Annotated in this window: 25 protein-coding genes and 3 tRNA genes; 14 read left to right on the top strand and 14 right to left on the bottom strand. The window is 32.9% G+C overall.

All coding sequences use genetic code 11. The annotated features are described in order from the left end of the window. Positions 1 to 62: 62 nt before the first annotated feature. From AB3G33_RS08325 to tgt, 5 genes are all read right to left on the bottom strand, one after another. A complete protein-coding gene (locus AB3G33_RS08325) occupies positions 63 to 1016 on the bottom strand; it encodes an acetyl-CoA carboxylase carboxyltransferase subunit alpha (RefSeq protein ID WP_367768170.1) in 954 nt (317 codons plus the stop codon). Positions 1017 to 1237: 221 nt separating this feature from the next. Next, positions 1238 to 3169 carry an LTA synthase family protein gene (locus tag AB3G33_RS08320; protein WP_367768167.1) on the bottom strand — a complete coding sequence of 644 codons (1932 nt, stop codon included), beginning with the start codon at positions 3167 to 3169 and terminating at the stop codon, positions 1238 to 1240. A 141-nt stretch (positions 3170 to 3310) separates the two neighbouring features. After that, positions 3311 to 4195, bottom strand: coding sequence for a DMT family transporter (locus tag AB3G33_RS08315; protein WP_367757810.1), 885 nt, complete (start codon positions 4193 to 4195; stop codon positions 3311 to 3313). Continuing rightward, positions 4182 to 5270, bottom strand: a complete 1089-nt coding sequence (locus AB3G33_RS08310) for an LptF/LptG family permease (RefSeq protein WP_367757808.1) — start codon at positions 5268 to 5270, stop codon at positions 4182 to 4184. Before AB3G33_RS08310 ends, AB3G33_RS08315 begins: the two co-directional genes overlap by 14 nt. 93 nt (positions 5271 to 5363) lie before the next feature. Beyond that, complete coding sequence (tgt, locus tag AB3G33_RS08305; protein ID WP_367768164.1) at positions 5364 to 6494, bottom strand: tRNA guanosine(34) transglycosylase Tgt; 1131 nt, start codon at positions 6492 to 6494, stop codon at positions 5364 to 5366. Positions 6495 to 6921: 427 nt separating this feature from the next. On the opposite strand from tgt, the gene AB3G33_RS08300 reads away from it, so the two are divergent. Next, positions 6922 to 7599 carry a haloacid dehalogenase type II gene (locus tag AB3G33_RS08300; RefSeq protein WP_367768161.1) on the top strand — a complete coding sequence of 226 codons (678 nt, stop codon included), beginning with the start codon at positions 6922 to 6924 and terminating at the stop codon, positions 7597 to 7599. 115 nt (positions 7600 to 7714) lie between these two features. Here AB3G33_RS08300 and AB3G33_RS08295 read toward each other — a convergent pair whose 3' ends face one another. After that, entirely contained in the window at positions 7715 to 8182 is a 468-nt protein-coding gene (locus AB3G33_RS08295; RefSeq protein WP_367768158.1) for a hypothetical protein, read from the bottom strand. 202 nt (positions 8183 to 8384) lie between these two features. Between AB3G33_RS08295 and AB3G33_RS08290 the strand changes: the two genes are divergently transcribed. After that, positions 8385 to 9239: a L,D-transpeptidase gene (locus AB3G33_RS08290; protein ID WP_367768155.1), complete on the top strand. Its 855-nt coding sequence runs from the start codon at positions 8385 to 8387 to the stop codon at positions 9237 to 9239. Between the two features lie 2 nt (positions 9240 to 9241). On the opposite strand, the gene AB3G33_RS08285 is transcribed toward AB3G33_RS08290, so the two are convergent. Next, a complete protein-coding gene (locus tag AB3G33_RS08285; RefSeq protein WP_367768152.1) occupies positions 9242 to 10072 on the bottom strand; it encodes an alpha/beta hydrolase in 831 nt (276 codons plus the stop codon). Positions 10073 to 10183: 111 nt separating this feature from the next. Here AB3G33_RS08285 and AB3G33_RS08280 point away from each other — a divergent pair, with 111 nt between their 5' ends. From AB3G33_RS08280 to AB3G33_RS08260, 5 genes are all read left to right on the top strand, one after another. Further along, entirely contained in the window at positions 10184 to 10726 is a 543-nt protein-coding gene (locus AB3G33_RS08280) for an RBBP9/YdeN family alpha/beta hydrolase (RefSeq protein WP_367768150.1), read from the top strand. 441 nt (positions 10727 to 11167) lie between these two features. Then, positions 11168 to 11590 carry a DUF1003 domain-containing protein gene (locus tag AB3G33_RS08275; RefSeq protein ID WP_367768147.1) on the top strand — a complete coding sequence of 141 codons (423 nt, stop codon included), beginning with the start codon at positions 11168 to 11170 and terminating at the stop codon, positions 11588 to 11590. A gap of 402 nt (positions 11591 to 11992) precedes the next feature. After that, entirely contained in the window at positions 11993 to 12568 is a 576-nt protein-coding gene (locus AB3G33_RS08270) for a ferritin-like domain-containing protein (protein ID WP_367768144.1), read from the top strand. 213 nt (positions 12569 to 12781) lie between these two features. Further along, on the top strand, positions 12782 to 13060 hold the full coding sequence (locus AB3G33_RS08265) for a rhodanese-like domain-containing protein (RefSeq protein ID WP_367768141.1): 279 nt from the start codon (positions 12782 to 12784) through the stop codon (positions 13058 to 13060). Positions 13061 to 13070: 10 nt separating this feature from the next. Further along, a complete protein-coding gene (locus AB3G33_RS08260; protein ID WP_367768139.1) occupies positions 13071 to 13382 on the top strand; it encodes a rhodanese-like domain-containing protein in 312 nt (103 codons plus the stop codon). Between the two features lie 158 nt (positions 13383 to 13540). Here AB3G33_RS08260 and AB3G33_RS08255 read toward each other — a convergent pair whose 3' ends face one another. The 3 genes from AB3G33_RS08255 to AB3G33_RS08245 form a co-directional block, all read right to left on the bottom strand. Continuing rightward, entirely contained in the window at positions 13541 to 14635 is a 1095-nt protein-coding gene (locus AB3G33_RS08255; RefSeq protein ID WP_367757786.1) for an alkene reductase, read from the bottom strand. A gap of 14 nt (positions 14636 to 14649) precedes the next feature. After that, positions 14650 to 15165: a hypothetical protein gene (locus tag AB3G33_RS08250; RefSeq protein ID WP_367768137.1), complete on the bottom strand. Its 516-nt coding sequence runs from the start codon at positions 15163 to 15165 to the stop codon at positions 14650 to 14652. An 89-nt stretch (positions 15166 to 15254) separates the two neighbouring features. Then, a complete protein-coding gene (locus AB3G33_RS08245; protein ID WP_367757782.1) occupies positions 15255 to 15836 on the bottom strand; it encodes a Crp/Fnr family transcriptional regulator in 582 nt (193 codons plus the stop codon). A 198-nt stretch (positions 15837 to 16034) separates the two neighbouring features. On the opposite strand from AB3G33_RS08245, the gene AB3G33_RS08240 reads away from it, so the two are divergent. Together AB3G33_RS08240 and AB3G33_RS08235 are read left to right on the top strand one after the other, a co-directional pair. Continuing rightward, a complete protein-coding gene (locus tag AB3G33_RS08240; protein ID WP_367757781.1) occupies positions 16035 to 16889 on the top strand; it encodes a transketolase in 855 nt (284 codons plus the stop codon). 56 nt (positions 16890 to 16945) lie between these two features. Next, positions 16946 to 17899 carry a transketolase family protein gene (locus AB3G33_RS08235; RefSeq protein WP_367757779.1) on the top strand — a complete coding sequence of 318 codons (954 nt, stop codon included), beginning with the start codon at positions 16946 to 16948 and terminating at the stop codon, positions 17897 to 17899. Between the two features lie 127 nt (positions 17900 to 18026). On the opposite strand, the gene AB3G33_RS08230 is transcribed toward AB3G33_RS08235, so the two are convergent. Continuing rightward, entirely contained in the window at positions 18027 to 18932 is a 906-nt protein-coding gene (locus AB3G33_RS08230) for an FKBP-type peptidylprolyl isomerase (protein WP_367774068.1), read from the bottom strand. A 78-nt stretch (positions 18933 to 19010) separates the two neighbouring features. Between AB3G33_RS08230 and AB3G33_RS08225 the strand changes: the two genes are divergently transcribed. Together AB3G33_RS08225 and AB3G33_RS08220 are read left to right on the top strand one after the other, a co-directional pair. Beyond that, positions 19011 to 19403, top strand: coding sequence for an RNA-binding S4 domain-containing protein (locus tag AB3G33_RS08225; protein WP_367774067.1), 393 nt, complete (start codon positions 19011 to 19013; stop codon positions 19401 to 19403). 32 nt (positions 19404 to 19435) lie between these two features. Beyond that, positions 19436 to 19936 carry a phosphoribosyltransferase family protein gene (locus AB3G33_RS08220; RefSeq protein WP_367757773.1) on the top strand — a complete coding sequence of 167 codons (501 nt, stop codon included), beginning with the start codon at positions 19436 to 19438 and terminating at the stop codon, positions 19934 to 19936. Here AB3G33_RS08220 and AB3G33_RS08215 read toward each other — a convergent pair. Continuing rightward, positions 19928 to 20446, bottom strand: coding sequence for a shikimate kinase (locus tag AB3G33_RS08215; protein WP_367774065.1), 519 nt, complete (start codon positions 20444 to 20446; stop codon positions 19928 to 19930). The genes AB3G33_RS08220 and AB3G33_RS08215 overlap by 9 nt on opposite strands. 126 nt (positions 20447 to 20572) lie before the next feature. Between AB3G33_RS08215 and AB3G33_RS08210 the strand changes: the two genes are divergently transcribed. The 3 genes from AB3G33_RS08210 (at position 20573) to AB3G33_RS08200 (ending at position 20883) form a co-directional block, all read left to right on the top strand. Further along, positions 20573 to 20645: transfer RNA gene (locus AB3G33_RS08210), tRNA-Lys, on the top strand. Positions 20646 to 20684: 39 nt separating this feature from the next. Beyond that, a tRNA-Lys gene (locus AB3G33_RS08205) sits at positions 20685 to 20757 on the top strand. A gap of 43 nt (positions 20758 to 20800) precedes the next feature. Then, positions 20801 to 20883: transfer RNA gene (locus AB3G33_RS08200), tRNA-Leu, on the top strand. An 83-nt stretch (positions 20884 to 20966) separates the two neighbouring features. Here AB3G33_RS08200 and AB3G33_RS08195 read toward each other — a convergent pair. Then, a complete protein-coding gene (locus AB3G33_RS08195; protein WP_367774063.1) occupies positions 20967 to 21107 on the bottom strand; it encodes a hypothetical protein in 141 nt (46 codons plus the stop codon). Positions 21108 to 21579: 472 nt separating this feature from the next. Continuing rightward, positions 21580 to 22500, bottom strand: a complete 921-nt coding sequence (locus AB3G33_RS08190) for a glycoside hydrolase (RefSeq protein WP_367774062.1) — start codon at positions 22498 to 22500, stop codon at positions 21580 to 21582. Positions 22501 to 22663 lie beyond the last annotated feature (163 nt).

The following is a 22663-nucleotide window of genomic DNA, read 5'->3' as shown; positions in this document are numbered from 1 at the left end:
TTTATAACCAAAAAAAAATCCGAAACTGTAGGGCTTCGGATTAAATAGTAATTTGTAAGATTTTACTCTTTATATTCACCCATTTTACTGTATTTGTCCATTCTCTGAGCGATTAACTTTTCTGTTGATAAGTCTTTCAACTCATTATATCCTTTTAAGATATATTCTTCTACAGTTTTAAATGTAGTCTCTCTATCATAATGAGCTCCTCCTAATGGTTCTGGAATAATGTCATCAATCAATTTTTGTCTTTTCATATCAGAAGAAGTCAATTTCAAAGCTTCAGCAGCTTGTTCTTTGTACTCCCAACTTTTCCATAAAATAGAAGAGCACGATTCTGGAGAAATAACAGAATACCATGTGTTTTCTAACATATAAACACGGTCTCCAACTCCGATTCCTAATGCACCACCTGAAGCACCTTCTCCAACAATAATGGTAACAATAGGCACCTTAAGACGAACCATTTCAAAAATGTTTCTAGCAATAGCTTCTCCTTGTCCACGTTCTTCCGCTTCTAGTCCTGGATAAGCACCCGGAGTATCAATAAGCGTTAAAACAGGTATACCAAACTTTTCCGCCATTTTCATCAATCGCAATGCTTTGCGATAGCCTTCAGGATTTGCCATCCCAAAATTTCTATATTGACGTGTTTTTGTATTGTACCCTTTTTGTTGACCAACTATCATAAAAGATTGTCCTCCAATTTTTCCTAAACCACCAATCATCGCTTTATCATCAGCAAAACCTCTATCCCCGTGAAGCTCTAAAAATGTATCACCACAAAGTGCTTTGATATGATCTAAAGTATAAGGTCTACTTGGGTGCCTTGATAACTGTACACGTTGCCAAGCAGTTAAGTTTTTATAAATATTCTTTTTGGTTTCTATCAATTTCTTGCTGATTTGCTTACATGTGGTTGTAACATCAACATCTGATTCTTGACCAATAACTTGACACTTTTCTAACTGATCTTCTAGTTCTTTTATTGGAAGCTCAAAATCTAAATATTCCATAGGATTTGTGCGTTTTTGTTTTTTATTCGAACTGCAAATATAAAATATTAAATCGTTTGCACCCTTTTATTTTTGAATTAAGTCCTAAAAACTCTTAAATACTAATTCAAAAAAAAGGAAATTCGGTATTAAACTTGGGTTTAATTATCTGCTAAATTTTAATTTCGAATCATTAATCGTTGACAATCAATACTATTAGATTCAATTAAAAAAAACAGAAGTTACTTTGAATATAAATTTTTATCAATTACTCTATTCATATAATCTTGAATAAAAGCTTTACAATTTAATTCAATATCATCCATCTCTGCATTTCTATTTTTAATTAAATTATGTTTCAATGCTTTATCGTCCTTATCATAAAACCCTAGTGCGTTTTTCCCGTCAAAAGTACAGATGTAATTCCCTCTTGAAAATTGATAAATACTGCCCGTAGAATTTAATACAAAAGGAGCACTTGATTTTTTATCTAATAAACTCCTACCCCAACTCCTAAATGGTTTATCATAGCCAATCATATCAATTATAGTCGGATAAATATCGATTTGTTGCGCTAAATCAGTATCTACACCTACTAAATCACTTCCTGGTTTGTAAATGATTATTGGGACAGCATAACGATTAATAGGTTTATGGTATTCATCATAAAAAATCTGGTTGCAATGATCCGCGACCAAAACAAAAATCGTATTGGAAAACCAAGGTTGTTTTTTGGCTTCCGTAAAAAAACGTTTCAAGGCAAAATCAGTATATTCTGCACATTTATGAATGGGCACTCCTCCTTCATGAAAACGGTCTTTGTATTTTTCAGGAATAATATAAGGTTCATGTGAACTAACTGTAAAAACGGAGGCGAAAAAAGGAGTTTTCTTTTGGTCCAACGTATTCTTCATATACTGTAAGAAAGGTTCGTCCCAAATTCCCCAAAAACCATCAAATTGAGAATCGTCGTTGAACTCTGTTCTTCCATAATAATGATCGATACCTAGAATGTTACTGAAACCTAAAAATCCCATAGAACCATTGGCAGCCCCATGAAAAAATGAAGTATCATATCCTTCTCCTTTCAAAACAGAAACGAGTGATTCTATTTTTTGCTTTGGATAAGGGGAAGACGTAAACGCATCTTTAAACGAAGGTATCCCAGCCAAAACCGATGACATTCCGTGAATGGATTGCCTTCCGTTTGCGTAGGCATTGGTATAAATCATACTGTGTTGAGACAACGAGTCTAGGAATGGCGCATGACTTTTATAATTAGGAATATTTGTGTTTTTATTAAATGCTCCTATATATTCTCTCCCATAACTTTCCAATATAAAAACAACCACATTCGGTTTTGTTTTTGGATTATTATGATACTCTTTGATCGGTTTTACTTCTTCTAGAATTACTTTCTCTGTAACTCCTTGGTAATGCGTTTTAGCAAATCCATTAGTAAACAAAGTCCTGAAAATAGCAAAAGGTGTATTTAAAACAATATCTGAATGTACAATGTTTTTGACATGACGACTGGCATCTAAAAGATTGATTGGACGGGTTGATTTTTTAAAGTCACCACCACGAATTCCCCCAATTACAAAAAGAACAATCAATAAAAAGGCAACGGTGGAGAAACTAAAATAAGGAATGTATTTCGTAGGTTTAAAAGCAAGTACGGTTACTTTTTTATACAAATAAACCCATAATGCAGCACATAAAATGAATAATAACCACACATGCCAATACTCCAATAAAAAATTAGAAAACAAAGTAGCCTTATTCGTTTCGTGCTCTAATACACTTAAAGCAGCAGTTGTAGAGCGCGCATAAGTAAATTTATAGTAAATAAAATCTACGAAATTAGTTGAATAAGCCAGCAAGTTGGTTCCAAAATAAAGATAAAACAAAAACCTTTGGTATCCATTATTAGTGTTTTTAAATACCGGAATAATCGATACAACTATAAAAAGTAAATTGACATATAAGATCGCTGTCGTATCAAATGACAGTCCATAATAACACAAGGAAATAAAGTCAGAAAAGGATTCTACTCGTAATAAATCGGCATTATAAACGTAAAATAAAACTCGCGCAATGAAGTAAAAAAGATAAGCAAGAGACAGTCTAAAAAATAAGACTTTGTATTCGTTTAATCGCAGGTGTTTTTGCATTCCTTGTTTTTTAATTAGTAAAACTTTGCAAAGGTATCACATTTAATTTGTTTGGGGCTGTTAAAAAAAAGCTAATTACAAGCTGAAGGTATTAACTGAAAAAAAAGATTAATTCTAACCAACATAATGATTATATGGCAATTATACAATCTCTTTCTTCCTGTGTTTAATAATACCGTTCAGGATTACTGTCAATATAATTATCACAGCTCCTATATAAAAAGAAGTACTCATTTTCTCTTTTCCACCAATAATAAAATAGGCTAAAACAATTCCATAAACGGGCTCTAGATTGGTAGTAAGCATCACCGTATAAGGGCTTAGCTTTTCCATCACTTTCACCGAAGCTGTAAAAGCATAAGCCGTACAAATGGAAGCCAGAAGTAAAATAAGCATCCAATTATGAGTTGTTAGTATAAAGAAGTCTGTTGAGAATTTATTTTCATAAATAAAGTAAATAGAAATAAAGAAAACACCAGCCATAAATTCGTAGAAAGAAATAACTGATGGATCGTGTTTATGAATTAATTTTCCATTCATTAAAGTAAACAGTACTCCTAGTAAAATGGAAATAAGTGCAAAAATCATCCCTTCAAAATAATTAACCTCTACTTTCATAATCATGCCAAGTCCCGCAATGATTATGAGTCCGAATAAAACTTCGTACCACAATACTTTCCTACCATAAAAAAGAGGTTCTAATAGAGAGGCAAAAAAAGCTCCTAATGAAAAAACAGATAGTGTTATGGAAACATTAGAAACATGGATAGCATGAAAAAAAGTGACCCAATGTAGTGCAATCAAGAGTCCTACAAAAACAAGTTTAAGAAAAGCAGTTGTTGGTATTTTGAATGATTTTTTCTTGAAAACAATAAACAATGCTAAAAACACTCCTGCCATTAACATGCGGTACCAAACGATAGCATCAGCAGTGATGGTTATTAAAGCCCCCAAAATAGCCGTAAAACCCCAGATAAAAACGATTAAATGAAGATTTAAATAACTTTTAAATTTATCGTTTTGCATTGCGTAATAAAAATATAGCTAAAATTCCGAAAACAATATTAGGAAACCAAACCGCCAAGAAAGGAGAGAAAGTAGACTTCTCTGCTAGTACTCCAAATATCTTATCAAAAAACACAAAAGAAAAAGCAATTGAAATTCCTATAGTTAAGTTCATCCCCATTCCACCTCGACGTTTCATGGAAGAAACTGAAACCGCAATAATGGTCAAAATAAATGCTGATATAGGAACGCTGAACTTTTTATAAAATACCACCATATATATATTTATATTGGATGATCCTCTTTTTCTTTCTTTATCAATAAAACTATTTAGCTTATCTATACGCAAGGTTTCAGCAATATAAATAACAGGTGTTAGGTCATCCAGCTCAAAACTGAATTTCGCCTTCTTTTCTGGTTGTTTTTCAATTTTATCCCCTAATTCTCCTACAGTCCTCTTTGTATAATCATACATCGTGTAGGTTTTATCTTTGGGATTCCATTTTATTCGGCTAGCCGTAATTTTAGAAACCAATTTTTCTTTTTCGAATTTTTCTAACGCAAAATTAAAAGCCACTTTTGATGCGGTATTGAAACTATTAACATACAAAAACTCCTTGTCATTAATTTGTCTATATACATCCGTATTGTCTCCTCGCATTTGCTCTTTTCCGCCCGTTCTAAGGTAGGTATACCTAAAATTATTAAAGCCTTCATTGGCAGCAGGAACAATAGAAAAACCCAAGAATAAAACAACTAAAGAGACAATTGTAGCCCCAATAATAAAGGGCCTTAAAAATCGGGTGAAAGAAATCCCCGAACTTAGTATGGCAATAATTTCTGTATTGTTAGCCAACTTGGAAGTAAACCAAATAATGGACAAAAACAGAAATATAGGGAATAAATTATTGGCAAAATAGATTGTAAAATTGTAATAGTAAACTGCAATATCAAGAAAGGGAATCTTATTCTCAATCATGAAATTGATTTTCTCCGAAACGTCAATAATAATCCCGATAGGTACAAACATCAACAACATAGCCGAAAAAGTGGCTAAGTATCTTTTCAGAATGTATTTGTCTATTATTGTTAGCATAAAAGTGTAATCGCTTAATCGTTTATTTGTTTTAAAAAAAATGTGCTCTTTATACGATTAAACAAATAACCGAATAAACCAATCACCATATTTTTACAATCTCTGGTTCATATTTTTCACCATCATCTCTTTCCATGGTCTAAAATCCCCTGCTAAGATATGTTTTCTAGCCTCACGAACCAACCACATATAAAATCCAAGATTATGAATCGTAGCAATTTGTTTTCCTAGGTATTCATTAGCAGCAAACAGGTGACGTAAGTAGGCTTTCGTATATTCTGTATCAACAAATGTGTGTCCCATTTCATCAATTGGTGAAAAATCGGCTTCCCATTTTTTATTTTTGATATTGATAGAACCATTTGCCGTAAACAACATTCCGTTTCTAGCATTACGCGTTGGCATCACACAGTCAAACATGTCGATTCCCAGTGCAATGTTTTCCAAAATATTAATTGGAGTTCCCACACCCATTAAGTAACGGGGTTTATCTTCGGGTAAAATTTCACAAACTATTTCGGTCATCGCATACATTTCCTCAGCCGGTTCCCCTACTGAAAGTCCACCTATAGCATTACCTACTTGGTTTGAATTTGCAATATATTCTGCCGATTGTTGACGCAAGTCTTTGTAACAACTTCCTTGAACAATAGGGAAAAATGCTTGATCGTAACCGTATTTCATAGGCACTTTCTCCAAATGATTCACACATCGGTCTAACCAACGGTGTGTCATTTTCATAGAGCGCTTTGCATAATTATAGTCACAAGGATATGGTGTACATTCATCAAAAGCCATGATAATATCAGCACCTATGTTACGCTGAATCTCCATTACATTCTCTGGTGTAAACACATGGTATGAACCGTCAATATGCGACTTAAACTTCACTCCTTCTTCCTTAATCTTACGATTAGAAGACAAAGAATAGACTTGATATCCACCTGAATCCGTCAAAATATTACGGTCCCAGTTCATGAATTTATGTAATCCACCTGCTTTTTCTAGGATTTCCGTTTGCGGACGCAAGTATAAATGGTAGGTGTTTCCCAAGATAATATCTGGGTTTATATCTTCTTTTAATTCCCTTTGGTGCACCCCTTTTACAGAGGCAACAGTCCCAACAGGCATAAAAATTGGCGTTTCAATAACACCGTGATCTGTAGTAATACTTCCCGCTCTAGCTTTCGACTGCGGGTCTTTTTTTAATAAATCAAACTTCATAATACCGTTTTTCTACCGATTGTTCGGCGGGCAAAGATAGGTTAATTTGAAAACTAGAGAATTAGATAATTCAAAAATTTAATTAAGATTTGGGAAATCAACGATAAAAGTCGTTTCTAAAGTGATTTTTGAAATAAAATCATTTGGGCATGCCCTGCGCCAAAGCTCCGGTCAGGCTATCCGCTGTATTCCCGATAAGAAAAACTATGGCCAAAAAAAGCCTTGTTTTTCTAAATCGGGAGATGCCGCTCCTATCCTTCATGCAAAGTGGTGCTATCGATAAAATAATTCTAAAAAATACAGATAAACGCCAACGCTAAGGTTATATTTGGGTAAAAAAAAATTGTTATTGAAATAAATGAACTTTAATTTATCTTTTCAAGCTATATTAAATAGAAACTAATTAATAACCTAATTCACAACATAGATGAAATACACTTTAGCATTTGATGTTTACGGAACATTAATAAATACCTCAGGAGTTTTCAATTCATTAGAGGAAATGATTGGCGAAAAAGCAAATCCTTTTGTGGATACATGGAGAAACAAGCAATTAGAATATTCTTTTAGACGGGGATTAATGAATCAATTTGTCGATTTTTCTATTTGTACTCAAAATGCTTTGGACTATTGTTGTCAAGCGTTTGCTGTCGATTTAAGTTCGAAACAGAAAGAGACACTACTGCATGAGTATACTGTTTTACCTACATTTCCTGATGTAAAAATGGGCTTGCAAAATCTTAAAGAAGCAGGACATTCCTTATATGCTTTTTCAAATGGGAGCAAAAATGCGATTTCGACTCTTTTAATCAATGCGGAAATTAGAGACCTTTTTAATGGAATTGTAAGCGTGGAAGACGTTAAAGTTTTCAAGCCAAGCCCATTAGTTTACGAACATTTCAATACAGAAACGAACTCAACTCCATCCAATTCTTGGTTGATATCAAGCAATCCTTTTGATGTTATTGGTGCTATATCGTATGGGATGCGTTCCGCTTGGGTCCAACGCACTCCCGATTCCCTCTTTGACCCTTGGGGTATTGAACCTAGCTTGACGATAAAAAAAATAACTGATTTAAAGGATCAATTAGAAAAGACAGAATAATTAAAACTTCAACTCTTTTGACTTATAAGTTTAGCGTAGTTGTAAATTACTATATAAAAAGAAACCGCTCTGTTTCCTATTAAGAAAGAGCGGCTTTTTTTACTAATTCAAATTATTAAAAAACACCTAATCGCACACTTGGTGTGTTTACTCGTATTTGTGTATTTACTGAAGTACTGTGAGGAGTTGTTTGATAGTTTTGTTCATCATACCCATAGTAGTAATATCCAGCATGCTGGTAAAACGAATCGCTATGGTAACAATGTCCATCACAATGATGATGGTGCTCTGCATAGGCTTCTTGCTTACTCGCTATATAAGCGCGATACGCTTTCCTATTATGCTTCTTTAAATTCTTTTCATACTCTTTTTGTTCTTCCCAAAAAGCTTTTTCATCTGCTTTGCTTTTAGCTTTAAATTCAAACTCAAAACGAGCATCTTCCGCTCCTCTTTGCTCATAATACGCCATTCTATCTTGATTCGTATTTATGGCCGTTTCATTTTTTACTCTAGCTTCTTGCCCATTTACTGTTCCTATAATTCCAAAAAGTGTTATTGCTAGTATTGTTTTAATTGCTTTCATAATTTTAAATTTTAGTGATAGTACACTATCGTTTATACTAGTAAGACAACTAGAAGTGGAAACACCCTACCCTATCGTAAAAAATTGTCCCAATTTAACCCGCCAATAAGATTTTTAATATGTGAATAAAATAAATTAAATCGATAATTGTGTAATACTTTGGTCAAGAATTTAGCCCAATTTTGTATTATAAAATTAACCTATGAAAAAAATTATTCTTCTTTTAAGCATCATCGTAGTACTTTACTCATGCAAGCAAAATGAATCAACAGAATCTATTAAAACCAAAAAAGTGCGCGTAAGAAAACAACCAAAAATGGTCTCTTATACATTAACTAATACAAAACAATGGTTGGAACAAAATGCGAAAGATTCCCTAAAAATGGATATTGCCCTTGCACTTAATAGAACTGACAAAACCAATTTTACTCAAATGGATTCAGTAATCATTCCTGGAGATTTCAGCGGTGATATTGAATTTTACTTGCCTTTTCCTACTCATGTTGAGTATCTAAAAGATATTGATAAAATCATCTATTTTTCTTACCCAACACAAACATTTGCAGCCTATGAAAATGGAGAGTTAATCTATACGGGGCCAACTAATATGGGACGAAAAAAAGACCAAACCCCTACTGGACTTTTCTATACCAACTGGAAGGCGGAACAAACAACGAGTACTTTCAATGATGAATGGGATTTAAAATGGAACTTTAATATTGCTAACAAAGAAGGTGTGGGATGGCATCAATACAGTTTACCCGGTTATCCAGCTTCTCATTCTTGCTTGCGTCTTCGAGAAAAAGATGCGCGCTATCTTTATGATTGGGCTGACCAATGGGTACTAGCTGATGAAGAAAATGTAAAAGTAAAAGGTACTCCAGTAGTTGTTTTTGGTTCTTATAATTTTGATGCTCCAAAACCTTGGTTGCAATTAATTGACAACTCAAAAGCGATTGACATCACAGAGAATGAAATAGAAGAACTAACGAAACCTTTATTAAGCGGTATTTTATCGGAACAAAAAAATAGAACTTCCTTTCAAAAAGCCAAATAGAATTATTTATGACTATTCATAAATTCAATAACCTCCTCAAAACGGTTGCTCCATGGCCATAAATATTGTGTTACCATAGGAATATGTTTTTTATTTAAATGCATTGGAGTAACTGTTGGTTGATAGGGTTGTAAGGCGTCAACAAAACGCTTGTTTGCTACTTTAATAGAAGGGTACGTTTTGTCCCCAACATAGATTAAAAACGGTGGCGTATTTTTATTCAAAAAATAAATGGGAGAAGCTTCCTTCCATTGATCAGGACTATTGGTCCAAGTAGTCAAATAATTATCGGTTGCTGTTGGTGGATTTTGTTCTAAATAGTTCTTCATGTCCAGCCCAGCAGCATCATTTAATATAATCCCAGAAATACTTTTAGGATCAATACCATATTTTGGGTTCATCACTGCCAAGGCCCCTAAATGCCCTCCCGCAGAATGACCAGTTATAAAAATTTGATTTGGATTTCCATTATACTTGCTGCCGTTCGCTTTTACCCATTGAATTACTGATGCGATTTGCTCGGTCATTTCATCATAACTAGCATCTGGACTTAAAGTATAATCAGGAATAATAGTAACTACTCCTTTGCTAGCAAAATTTCTTCCTAACAAATCATAGGTTCCTTTTCTACCACTGTTCCAGTTTCCTCCATGTACAAAAATTAAAATTGGAAAAGGTGCGCTTTTATCACTTCTTGGAACAAATACATTCAAATTAGGACTATTTGCAGTAGTACCCTCTGCAGATTTTAGATAAGAAACGGAAGTAAATTTTTTAGAACTACAACTCATCAATAAAATCCCGCTTATTAAAATAACTATAGGAAAACGCATCTTTTTTTTAACGAATATAAGACAAAAAAGTCAACTTAAAAATGGTAATTGTATTACTGTAAAATAGTACATTGCAATTCAGTACAATTGGTATTATAAAAATAAAAAAGCATGGACTTTACCTTATTAATAGTTCCTGGATTAGGTGATTCTGGAAAAGAGCATTGGCAAAATTATTGGCTCAACAAATTTGAAAATTCAAAAAAAGTAATTCAAAAAGAGTGGGACAATCCAATTTTAGAGGATTGGCTGAATGGCCTTTCCTCAAGTATTGATAGCATTGACGGTCCAATAATTATTGTTGCTCATAGTCTAGCCGTTTCACTTGTAGCGCATTGGTCAAAAAAGAATACTACAAATAAAATCGCTGGCGCCTTACTTGTGGCTCCTGCTGATGTAGATTCACCATTACACACACCAGAAGAAACAAGAAACTTTTCGCCAATTCCTTTATCCAAATTTGAGTACCCTACCATTCTGGTAACGAGTGCTAACGATCCCTATATTTCTGTAGAAAAAGCTGTTTTTCTTGCTCATCAATGGGGAAGTACTTTTATCAATGTGGGACTAAAAGGACACCTCAACTCTGAATCGCGATTGCAATATTGGGAAGAAGGACAAGAATTATTAAACACATTGATAATTAAAATATAAAACAGTCTTAACTAAGAAAGCTAAGACTGTTCTAAACGGCTAAATTGGGGTATTTAACCAATCAACTAAAAAACTAAACATCCTATATTTTAACTGTATGGTCCGCTCTGTAATTTTCTTCAAAGTGTTGCTAATGATTTAATCTTATCTCAAGCGAATGCATTTACAGATACACTTATTTTACTGACCTTCTCAACAAAACATAATAACCAATTATAATACTTGTTGTTACCTACTCTATTATCTAAAACTATACCACAAATATATAAAGACATTAAAGCTCATAAATATACTATTAGATGAATGCTATTAATTGTGTAGCCGAATGACTATTTTCTTTCGACAAACAATGTACTCACATTAACTAAAATTTTAATTTATTGCAACAAAGATTGAGTTATATTTGATATGAAATATTTATAAAAAAATAATCCAAAAACAATGATAAAAACGAACAACTGGCATCAAAAACATCTTGAAACATTAGAATTTGGTAGCCGACTAGCTGATAGTGTAGCAAAAGGAATGGGTTCATGGAAATTTATAATTGTACAAACAATACTAGTTGTACTTTGGATGGGTCTCAATTTATTGGCTTTTGTGAAGCATTGGGATGTTTATCCTTTTATATTACTTAATCTTGTTTTTTCAACGCAAGCTGCTTATGCCGCTCCTATCATTATGATGTCTCAAAATAGACAAAGTGAAAGAGATAGAATGCAAGCCCAAGCTGATTACCAAACTAACATTGATGCTAAACAAGAAATTGAAGCATTAACCTTAAAATTAAATAATATCGAAGTAGACAAATTGGATAAAATAATTAAACTGCTTGAAGAAATGAAAAATAACTCGATACAATAGTTATCAAAACTATTTCAGTAGCTGTTATCGCATTATAAAAACATTTAAAAACTTGCATCAATAAGCCCGTTTTTCCTTTATCAAAAGGTTTAACTGGCTTTTTTGTTTTTAATTATGTTTAAATAAATTTGAAAAATATATTTTTTAGTTCTCTTTAAAGAAAGCTAACAAAACTCAAAAAACAACATGTTGTTATTACAAAGAAACGCCTTACTACTTTTAGTTAATTCACGCAGTTTATGTTTATATTAAGTTAATTAACAGTTACTTAAATTAAAATATTTATAACTTTATAAATAGAATAAGAAAAATAATAGCTTATGGATATTGAAAATTAAAAGAAATTAGAAAAAGACAAAAATTTTTATAATACAATCTATTAATATATAAAAACCAATTATTATGGCACCTACAACTAGAAAACAAGAAGCTTCAAAAGAAACAATGAAAGCAAAAGCAAATCCTTCACATGGATTAAGAGATTTATTTGAAGTTGGCTTGAAAGATATTTATTATGCAGAAAAGGTACTTAGCATTAACTTACCTAAAATGATGGAAAATGCTTCTGATCCTGAGTTAAAAACAACTTTAAAAAATCATTTAAAGGAAACACATGAACATGTTTCCAGATTAGAAAAAATATTTGAAACTACAGGAATTGAAGCAAAAGCGCAAAAATGCGATGCTATGGAAGGAATCCTAAAGGAAAATGATAAAATGATAAAAAAAACAGATCATGGTATGGTACGTGACGCTAGTATTATTGCTTCCGAACAAAAAATGAAACATTATGAAATAGCCACATATGGTACTTTACATGCTTTTGCAAAAACATTAGGAGAAAATAAAGCAGCCACTTTATTAGCCAAAACTCTCGATGAAGCAAAAAAAGCAGATGCTGAACTAACTGGCATTGCGATATCATCTATTAATAAAAATGCTTTTAGAGCTGATGCTATTTCCAACATTAGAGCATAAATAGTAATATATTATTTTAAAATCTTCGTAAGCCTGTTAGTATTAGCAGGCTTGTTTTTTGAAAAAAAATATGATCAAAAAAAAATTCTTATGTAACAAATGTTACTGTACACCATGTAGAGTTCTATTACTTTTGTAAAATAAAATTCAAATAACATCTGATAATCAATCAATGTTTTTTGGATGATTTCAAAAACCTTTAGAAAATAAAAAATGGACTTAGAAAAAATAATAAAAGAAAACCAAGGAACTATTGTAGATGTACGCTCCTATGGTGAATTTATAGGAGGCAATGTAGTAGGGTCTATTAACATCGTCTTAAATGAAATTCCTGAAAGAATCGAAGAGTTAAAAAAACTTAAAGCTCCGTTAATTCTATGTTGTGCCTCCGGTAATAGAAGCGGACAAGCACAGCATTTCCTTTCTCAACAAGGAATTGAATGTTACAACGGCGGTTCGTGGCTAGACGTAAACTATTATAAATCAAAATAAATCAATAACAATGATAAACACCTTAAAAAAGATATTTGGTTTAGGACCAAAAGTAGATTACGCTGATTTAGTAAAACAAGGAGCAGTAATCCTTGACGTTCGTAGTCCCGGAGAATACAAACAAGGACATATTAAAGGCTCGATAAATGCGCCTTTGAATGAACTTAATAGCCATATTGCTAAAATCAAAAAAGAGAAAACTATTATTACTTGTTGTGCATCAGGAATGCGAAGTGCATCGGCTAAGAGTATTTTAAAATCAAACGGATTTACCACTGTTCACAATGGTGGAGGCTGGAGCAGTTTACAAAGCAAAATTTAGAAAAAAAGCATCTCTTTTTTAGAAGAAAATGCTTAAAAAAAAGCTCCATAAATTTATGGAGCTTTTCTTATGAGATTTTCTAATTCATATAATCATTATTTTATTGCATCATATATAAGAATTAATAAACAGTAAATCTCATCAACAAATTAAATCGATTAAACTTCCATTTTAGGATAGTCATTATATCCTTTTTCAGTAAAAGTGTAAAAAGTACTTGGATCTGGAGTATTCAGGGGAGCATCTTTCTTAAATCGAGCAACTAAGTCAGGATTAGCTAGAAAAGGAACACCAAACGCGACCATATCGGCATGCCCTTCTTCAATCACTTTATTACCTGTTTCTTTAGTAAAACTTTTATTAATCATCAACAACCCTTTATATATAGGTCTAAAATGTTTGGCTACTTCAGTAACGGCATAAGGTACTTCACTAACATCCGTAAAAGGTTCCGTTAAATGCACATAAGCTAATCCGTAGTCGTTTAAACGATTTACAATATATTCATGTACAGGAATTGTTTCCTTGTCTATTGTCATTCCTTGTACACCGTGCATAGATGGATTCAATCGAACTCCCACTTTAGAGTAATCAATAATTCCTTTTAGGGCATCTAAGGTTTCAAATAAAATTTGGGCTCTATTTTCAATACTTCCGCCGTATTCATCTGTACGTGTATTTGAGGCTCCATTAAAAAACTGATGAAATAAATACCCATTGGCTGCATGTAATTCAACACCATCAAAACCCGCTTCTACGGCATTTCTAGTCCCATTTGCAAAATCTTCAATAGTTGTTTTAATTTCGGCAACAGTCATTTCTTTTGGAGTTACGGTATCTACAAAACCTTGAGCAGTAAATGCTTTGGCCTCAGGATTAATTGCCGAGGGAGCGTGAGGTAATTCTCCATTATGTAAATCTGGATGTGACAACCTACCAGTATGCCATAATTGAACAAATATTTTCCCTCCTTTATTATGAACCGCTTGCGTCACTTGCTTCCAGCTTTCCGTTTGTGCTGCACTGTAAATTCCCGGAACATTAATAAAACCTACTGCTTTCGTACTCACTACGGTACCTTCGGTAATTAGTAAACCTGCATCGGCACGATCAGAATAGTATATTGCCATTTGTTCCGTAGCCAAGTTTCCTTCGTTTCCTGACCGGCTTCTTGTCATTGGTGCCATAGCCATACGGTTATTAAAAGATGTAGAATTGAATGTATAGGGTTGTAATAAAATGCTATTATTCATAAGATTTATTTTTATTAATTAATTTGTGAGACATACGTGTTGAAACCAATTCCTTCTAAAATGGTTGAAACGATATCTAAAGCATCAGAATCATGTCCTTCTAAAAGGAACTCTTTCTCTGCTTTATCATCGGTGTTTATATTTATAACTTCGACTATTTTTGAATGTGGAAAAATAAGATCAAAACTTACTTGATGATTTATTGATTTGGTAAACTCATCATCATTTTCCATAATAATTACAATTTTTGCTGTAGCAACATTTTTAATATTATGAACTATATTAGCATCGTTAATGCAAAATCCTGAAAGAATAATGATATCTGCTTCCCAACTTGCATTAGTGGGACAATCCATCTTTTCGATAGAACCATATCGATTTTGAACTAAAAGTGCTTGATGGACATCCGAAAGTGCCTTTTCGTTTTTATCAAATAATAACATTTGGTAACGAGCTGCTAGCTCATTTAATACCACAAAATTTCTTTTGTCTGAAGCACCAATAACGGCAATTGTTTTACTATTTTGCATCTTCATCATTTTAGTGACGCAAAACTACAACGGGAAAGTCTCTTCTTCCATTGAGGTAGAATAAGAAATGACATTGATCTAGATCAATTTTATTTGCGAAGGTTTATTTGTTTTCTCACTCGACTTAATGTCTCGGGAGTAAGGCCTAAATACGAGGCCACCATATGTTGTGGGATACGGGTCACAATATCAGGGTAATAAGTGGTCAATTTTAAATATTTTTCTTCGGCCGTAGCTGTCAATGCACTATTGATTCTAGTTTGTAAAGCGATATATGCATTTTGCAACAAAAGTCTTTGATACCTTTCAAAAGCAGGAATCGCATTCATTAATGATTCTCTGGCTGTCGTGGTTAATAACAATAATTCGGAATCTTCTAAAGCTTCAATAGTATAAGTAGAATTTCCTCCAGTTAAAAAGCTAGATAAATCGGTAATCCACCATCCTTCAAAAGCAAACTGTATCACATTTTCATGTCCTTTCTCGTCAGTAGTATAGGACCTTAAAATTCCTTTTTCAACAAAGGCATTGTACGTACAAACATCCCCTTCAAGAAGTAAGGTTTGTTTTTTTCTGATTTTTTTTGGGATAAAAAAAGTTTTACACAATTCAAACTCTTCAGTTGACAGTGTTACCTTTTCACCAATACTCTTTTCTAATTGTTCGTACATACTCGCAAGGTAATAATTACAGGAACATTATAAAAAAAGAGATTGTAAAAAAAAGAAAAAAATTATACCCAAAATAGTAGTTATTCATTATTTTTTAGAATAATAATGAGCAAAATCGCAGTATAACAAAATCAAAAATCATTTGTCTTACGCCAAAATAAAAATTACATTTGCAACAGTTTAACTTTTACACACAAAATGAAGCCTAACACACAACAATTAAACGATTTAACTATCCAAGTAAGAAGAGACATTCTTCGAATGGTACATGCCGTAAACTCAGGACATCCTGGAGGTTCACTTGGTTGTACTGAATTTCTAGTAGCTTTATACCAAAACCTTATGGAACGCAAAGAAGGTTTTGATATGGACGGAATTGGAGAAGATTTATTCTTCCTTTCAAACGGTCATATCTCTCCAGTATTTTATAGCGTACTAGCAAGAAGCGGTTATTTCCCAGTTTCTGAATTAGCGACTTTTCGTTTGATTAATTCAAGATTACAAGGACACCCAACTACTCACGATGGTTTACCAGGAGTAAGAATAGCATCTGGTTCACTTGGACAAGGTTTATCTGTTGGTATTGGTGCTGCACAAGCAAAAAAATTAAATGGTGACAACCATTTGATTTATACGCTTCACGGAGATGGTGAATTACAAGAAGGTCAAAATTGGGAGGCAATCATGTATGCATCTGCTAAAAAAGTAGATAATCTTATTGCTACTATTGACCTTAACGGAAAACAAATTGACGGAACTACTGATGAAGTTTTGGCTATGGGTAGTATCCGTGCAAAATTTGAAGCATTTGATTGGGATGTTCTTGAAATAAAAGAAGGGAACAATATCGAAGCAATCATTGCTGGTATGAATGACGCAAAATCAAGAACAGGAAAAGGAAAACCAGTTTGTGTATTATTGCACACTGAGATGGGTAACGGAGTAGACTATATGATGTACAGTCATGCATGGCATGGTAAAGCACCAAATGATGCTCAACTAGAAAATGCTTTAGGACAGAATTATAATACTGGAGGTAATTCAGATTACTAAAAAAGTATTCAGTAATTAGTGTTCAGTAGAATACTGCCAAAAATCTAAATTAGAAAATGAAAAAATATACAAATACAGGAAGTAAAGATACTCGTTCAGGTTTTGGAGCGGGAATGACTGAATTAGGTCAGAAAAATGAAAATGTTGTTGCACTTTGTGCGGATTTAATTGGATCATTGAAATTTGATGATTTCAAAAAAAATCACCCGGAGCGTTTTTTCCAAATTGGAATTGCTGAAGCAAACATGATTGGAATTGCAGCTGGTTTAACTATTGGTGGAAAAATTCCTTTCACAGGAACTTTTGCTAACTTCTCTACAGGAAGAGTATATGACCAAATTCGTCAATCAGTAGCTTACTCCGAAAAAAATGTAAAAATCTGTGCTTCACATGCTGGATTAACATTAGGAGAAGATGGTGCAACACACCAAATTCTTGAAGACATTGGATTAATGAAAATGTTGCCAGGAATGACAGTAATTAATACTTGTGATTACAATCAAACTAAAGCAGCTACGCTAGCATTAGCAGATCATCATGGTCCAGCTTACCTGCGTTTTGGACGTCCAGTTGTACCTAACTTTATGCCTGCTGACGAGCCTTTCGTAATAGGGAAAGCGATTATGCTTAGTGAAGGTACTGACGTAACTATTGTAGCAACAGGGCATTTAGTTTGGGAAGCACTTATTGCAGCTGAAGCATTAGAAGCTAAAGGAATTTCTGCTGAAGTAATTAACATCCATACGATTAAACCATTAGATGAAGGCGCCATTCTAAAATCATTGGCTAAAACTAAATGTATCGTTACTGCCGAAGAGCACAACATCCTTGGAGGACTTGGAGAAAGCGTTTCTAGAGTATTAGCTTTAAACAATCCTGCTCCACAAGAGTTTGTTGCTGTCAATGATAGTTTTGGTGAATCTGGAACTCCTGCTCAATTAATGGAAAAATACAAGTTAAACAATGAAGCGATTGTTGAAGCTGTTGAAAGAGTAATCAAAAGAAAATAATTCTTCTTTATTATATCATTAAAAAATCCCATTCATTACTGAATGGGATTTTTTTATATCTTAAAATAAGTAAATCTCAACTAAAAAACTGAAACTTCTTAAATTTTGAAGTTTATAAACTAACTAACTATGGGTGACTATTTTTATCTAAATAATCTGTTCCTGCAGCAATTTCTCTTTTCGTGCTATAGCCATCTCCATCATCATCAACGTCTAAGAAATTGGGAATACCGTCACCGTCAGTATCGTCAGGATTTACAATACCCGTAGCAAAACTTCTAACATAACCATCACCATTTAGATCTTCTAAATAAGAAGGAACACCGTCTCCATCTTGATCCAGTCTTTGCAATTCATATAGTTTAAAACTAAAAACCAAAGGGACATAAGCAGGAACAACTCCACTTCCTGAAGCATAATAAGCCAATCCTGACGGAACAAACATGATACCAGCTCCAAAATCTTTGTATGAAATAGTACCGTCCTCTTTAGTAGTATAACTCCCTGTTTTAAATTGTGGAAAAATCTCACTCCAACCTGTGATAGTACTGAATAGACTTATCATTTGTTGTGGGTATTTCACTTCCTCAAATGGTGTTGCTGTTAGTGTAGTTACATTTGATGCACTAATCTCTTCCAAATAATCTCCTTTATAAGACGACAAAACTCCGTCTACATTTGTAGGTGAACTTCCTGTTCCCGTTCTCAAAACTAAATAATATAAATTATAATTAACCTCATTTAAACTTACTGTTCTACTTTTTAGTTCATAATCCGTTTGATCCCAAATTGATTTTTGACTTCCACCATCCGGAATTTTAGTAAAAGTAACATCCTGATCATCATAAAAACCAGGGTGATCCACTACAGTAATATAATATGTTTTTAAATATTGTTCAATAGTAGTATTATCGGTTGTATATTGTTCTGCATAATCTCTAAGTGGCTCAACTGCAGGGGTATCATTCTTCGAACATGAAAATAAAGAGAATGTTGTAATTATTAAAATAAAATAATACTTAAATTTGTTCATTATTGTTGATTTTTAAGTGCGCAAGATACAATATTGATTTATTTTTGTAAACAATTTAACTCCGATTTTAGAATTTTTATGAGAATAGACAAATATTTATGGTGTGTCCGATATTACAAGACAAGAAATATGGTAACAGAGGCTTGTAAAAAGAATCATGTCACTGTAAATGGTCTTGTTGCTAAACCCTCAAAAGAGGTTTTTCCGACTGATAAAATCACATTTAGAAAAGATCAAATCACCCAGATAATCACCGTTTTAGATATTCCAGAGAATCGCGTAGGAGCTAAATTAGTTGATATTTACAGAAGAAATGATACTCCAGCCGAAGTGTATCAACATTTAGAACTACTAAAATTATCGAAAGACCATTATAGAAAAAACGGTACTGGAAGACCAACCAAAAAAGACCGACGAGATATTGATGAATTTGGTAACGAAATCATATCCGAAGAAGAAGACACAGAATAACTTGAAATAATAAACTTGAAACAAATCTAATAATGAGCAAAAACATCATCTTAACAAATCAAGAAATAGAGCATAAAATAAAAAGAATTGCCTATCAAATTTACGAGACTTTTGTAGATGAAAACGAGGTAGTTCTTGCCGGAATTGCCACTAATGGTTATGTTTTTGCAGAAAAAATAGCAAGTGAACTTAAAACCATTTCCACTTTAAATGTTTTACTATGCGAAGTTCATATTGACAAACAACATCCTGAATTACCAATACACACATCTATAACCAAAGAACAATATGCCAACAAAGGACTAATCCTAATTGACGACGTATTAAACTCAGGTACTACACTTATATATGCTGTAAGACATTTTCTAGATGTTCCATTGAAAAAATTCAAAACAGCTGTCCTAGTAGATCGCAATCACAAAAAATACCCAGTTAAAGCTGATTTTAAAGGAATTTCACTTTCTACCTCTCTATTAGAGCACGTTCAAGTTGTATTTGATGAAAACGATGACAGTTACGCTTATTTAAGCTAAAACAGCTAGAATATCATTTACCGTCTCATCTATCGTTTTAGCATCTACTGAAACGATATATTGTGCCTGATTGTAATAAAAGCTCCTTTCAAAAAGATGCATGGCTATAAACTCCTTCATCTCTTCATCATTTTTATTGGCAATAAGCGGTCTTTTACTTTTATTGACAGACAATCTATCAAACAAGGTTTGGATCGATGCTTTCAAGTATATTGACTTCACACCACTCCCTTTTAATAATTCATGATTATTTGCATAACATGGAGTACCTCCACCTAAGCCAATAATAACTTCCTGATCAGAATTCAATAACTCAACAAAACATTCGTGTTCTAGTTTTCTAAAATAAATCTCACCATACAATTCGAAAATAGAATTTATAGACTTATTTACTTTATCCTCGATATATTTATCTAAATCGACAAATGGAATATGAATGTTTTTTGAAAGCATTTTGGCAATGGTAGACTTACCGCAACCCATATAGCCTAATAATATAATTTTTTTCATAGAATAAAACCTTATAAACTAAGGCGTTAAGATTAATTGTTAAAAAAAGACAAATTTATAATAAAATTGCTTGGAAAACTTCAAAAAAAGTCCTTATATTTGCACCCGCATTCAAGGAAAGAATATGACTCGATAGCTCAGTTGGTAGAGCACATCACTTTTAATGATGGGGTCCTGGGTTCGAGCCCCAGTCGGGTCACAATTGTAGTGATCAACACATAATTTCCTTGAAAGCTTTGACTCGATAGCTCAGTTGGTAGAGCACATCACTTTTAATGATGGGGTCCTGGGTTCGAGCCCCAGTCGGGTCACTAAAAGGTCGAGTAATTTATTACTTGACCTTTTTTATTTTTAGGCCACGTGGAGAAACGGTAGACTTGCCAGCTTGAGGGGCTGGTGCTCGCAAGGGCGTGTGGGTTCAAATCCCACCGTGGTCACTTAAAAAAAAGGTATAAGTAGTTGATCAACTACTTATACCTTTTTTTCGTTTACAAACTGATATATTGGTTAATCTATATAATTAAAAACTCTCAGTTAGTTGAATTGATAAATAGATTGCCATTAAAATTCCAGACAAACCAGCTATTGCAACAAAAAAAGTTCCGATATACAAGAACAACGTATCGTATTTATTAATTCTATTTATTGACTTAGTTTTCATCTCTTCGCTTTAATCTAATCTATTTGCATTTATTATATTACAAAGTAAAACAATACCCCCATTATACACAATACCAACTTTTAGTGATATTTGAGTTATTTTTAATATCAAAAATATAATTCTACTATTCTATTTTTAAAGTAATGATAAAATCAAAAAAAAACTGACATAAAAAGAGTCTCATATATTAATTATAAAATCCAGAGTTATTACTTCCACTTTTTAGTAAGACCTAAAGCCCTATTACAATTTGTTTTTTATCTATCAATATCCCCACTTTAACTCACTTTTGATGAAATTGTGGTTTCTGATAAATTACATTTTAACAGAATATTAAAAAATCCGCAAAATCGACGTGCAAATAGCAAGCCTATTTTTGCGGATTTTATCAAATCCAAGTATTAAATATTTTTTTTTTAATACTTATTTACCTACAGCAGTGTTATGACACGGGTTATCTTCTCTAAATTATTTAGATGGATCTTTTATATACCGTAACATCATCTACCCACATCATAGTACTTGTAAATAAGTTTATTTTATTGGGGTCAATAAAATTGGAATCGTTTGATCCTACATTCATATTTATAATGATATTATGCGGTCCAAAATTGTTCAAATTGAGCTTTGACACGCTGCTATTAGTGTATGTAGAAACCGTTACATTATCTAATTTTATAGTTACCGTCACCACATTATTTTTTACACTCCAAAAAGATTCGTATAAATGCCACCCATTATTACCATTTACATTAAATGCACTTGGATAACTTCTTTCTGCAGCGTTTCCTAATTGATTTGTCCCAGATGTTGTACCGTAAAAAAGATTAGAGGTAAAACGGGACGCATTAGGAGCAAAAGAATAACCCTCCATAGTGTCAATTTCTCCTTGAACTGGCCAAGCATTTTCTTGGACACTCCAGAAAGCGGGCCAAGCTCCATAAGTATCTGTGAATGATTTATAATTAGCACCATCCATAGCTATTAATTTAATATTAGCAGATAGCATATATTCTGTATTATTTTCAGGTTTATACTGATATATTGACTTAATTAGACCCGATTGGTATTTACTTGCACTCAACTTTGTAGTCTTTATTTCTAAACAATCTCTACCATCCCTAGTTTGTATTGTAGGTACGGAACTTTTATAATCACAATAGTTAGAATTATAATCTGTACGTTGTGCTTTTGTCCATTGCGAGAGTGAAGAACCCATATTAAATGTTTCCTCAAATTGCTTTACCCATGGAGCACCAGCGACTTTACTTGTAGCACTACTTATACTTGCAGTTACCTGTTGGTTTTCTTCGACAGATGTTACATTATCCGAGCAGGATTCTAATCCTAATAAGCAAGTTAGTGCAAAAGCAATCATACCTAATTTTTTCATAATTTTTAGTTTAATGGTTAATTTTTTAGTTGTAACAGAGCGTAATTTTGGTTTATATTATTAATTCAATCAGTTTGTTTACGGAAAAAGTTGTGCTCTTATAGCAGTGCTATTTCGAAAATTAAATTTCAGAAAATATTGCTTCACAATATTTAACGGTTTC

The organism is Flavobacterium sp. WC2421, assembly GCF_040822115.1.
Lineage (GTDB): Bacteria > Bacteroidota > Bacteroidia > Flavobacteriales > Flavobacteriaceae > Flavobacterium.
Note: the sequence above shows the minus strand (reverse complement) of the source record. Positions and strands in the feature narration are given on the sequence as shown.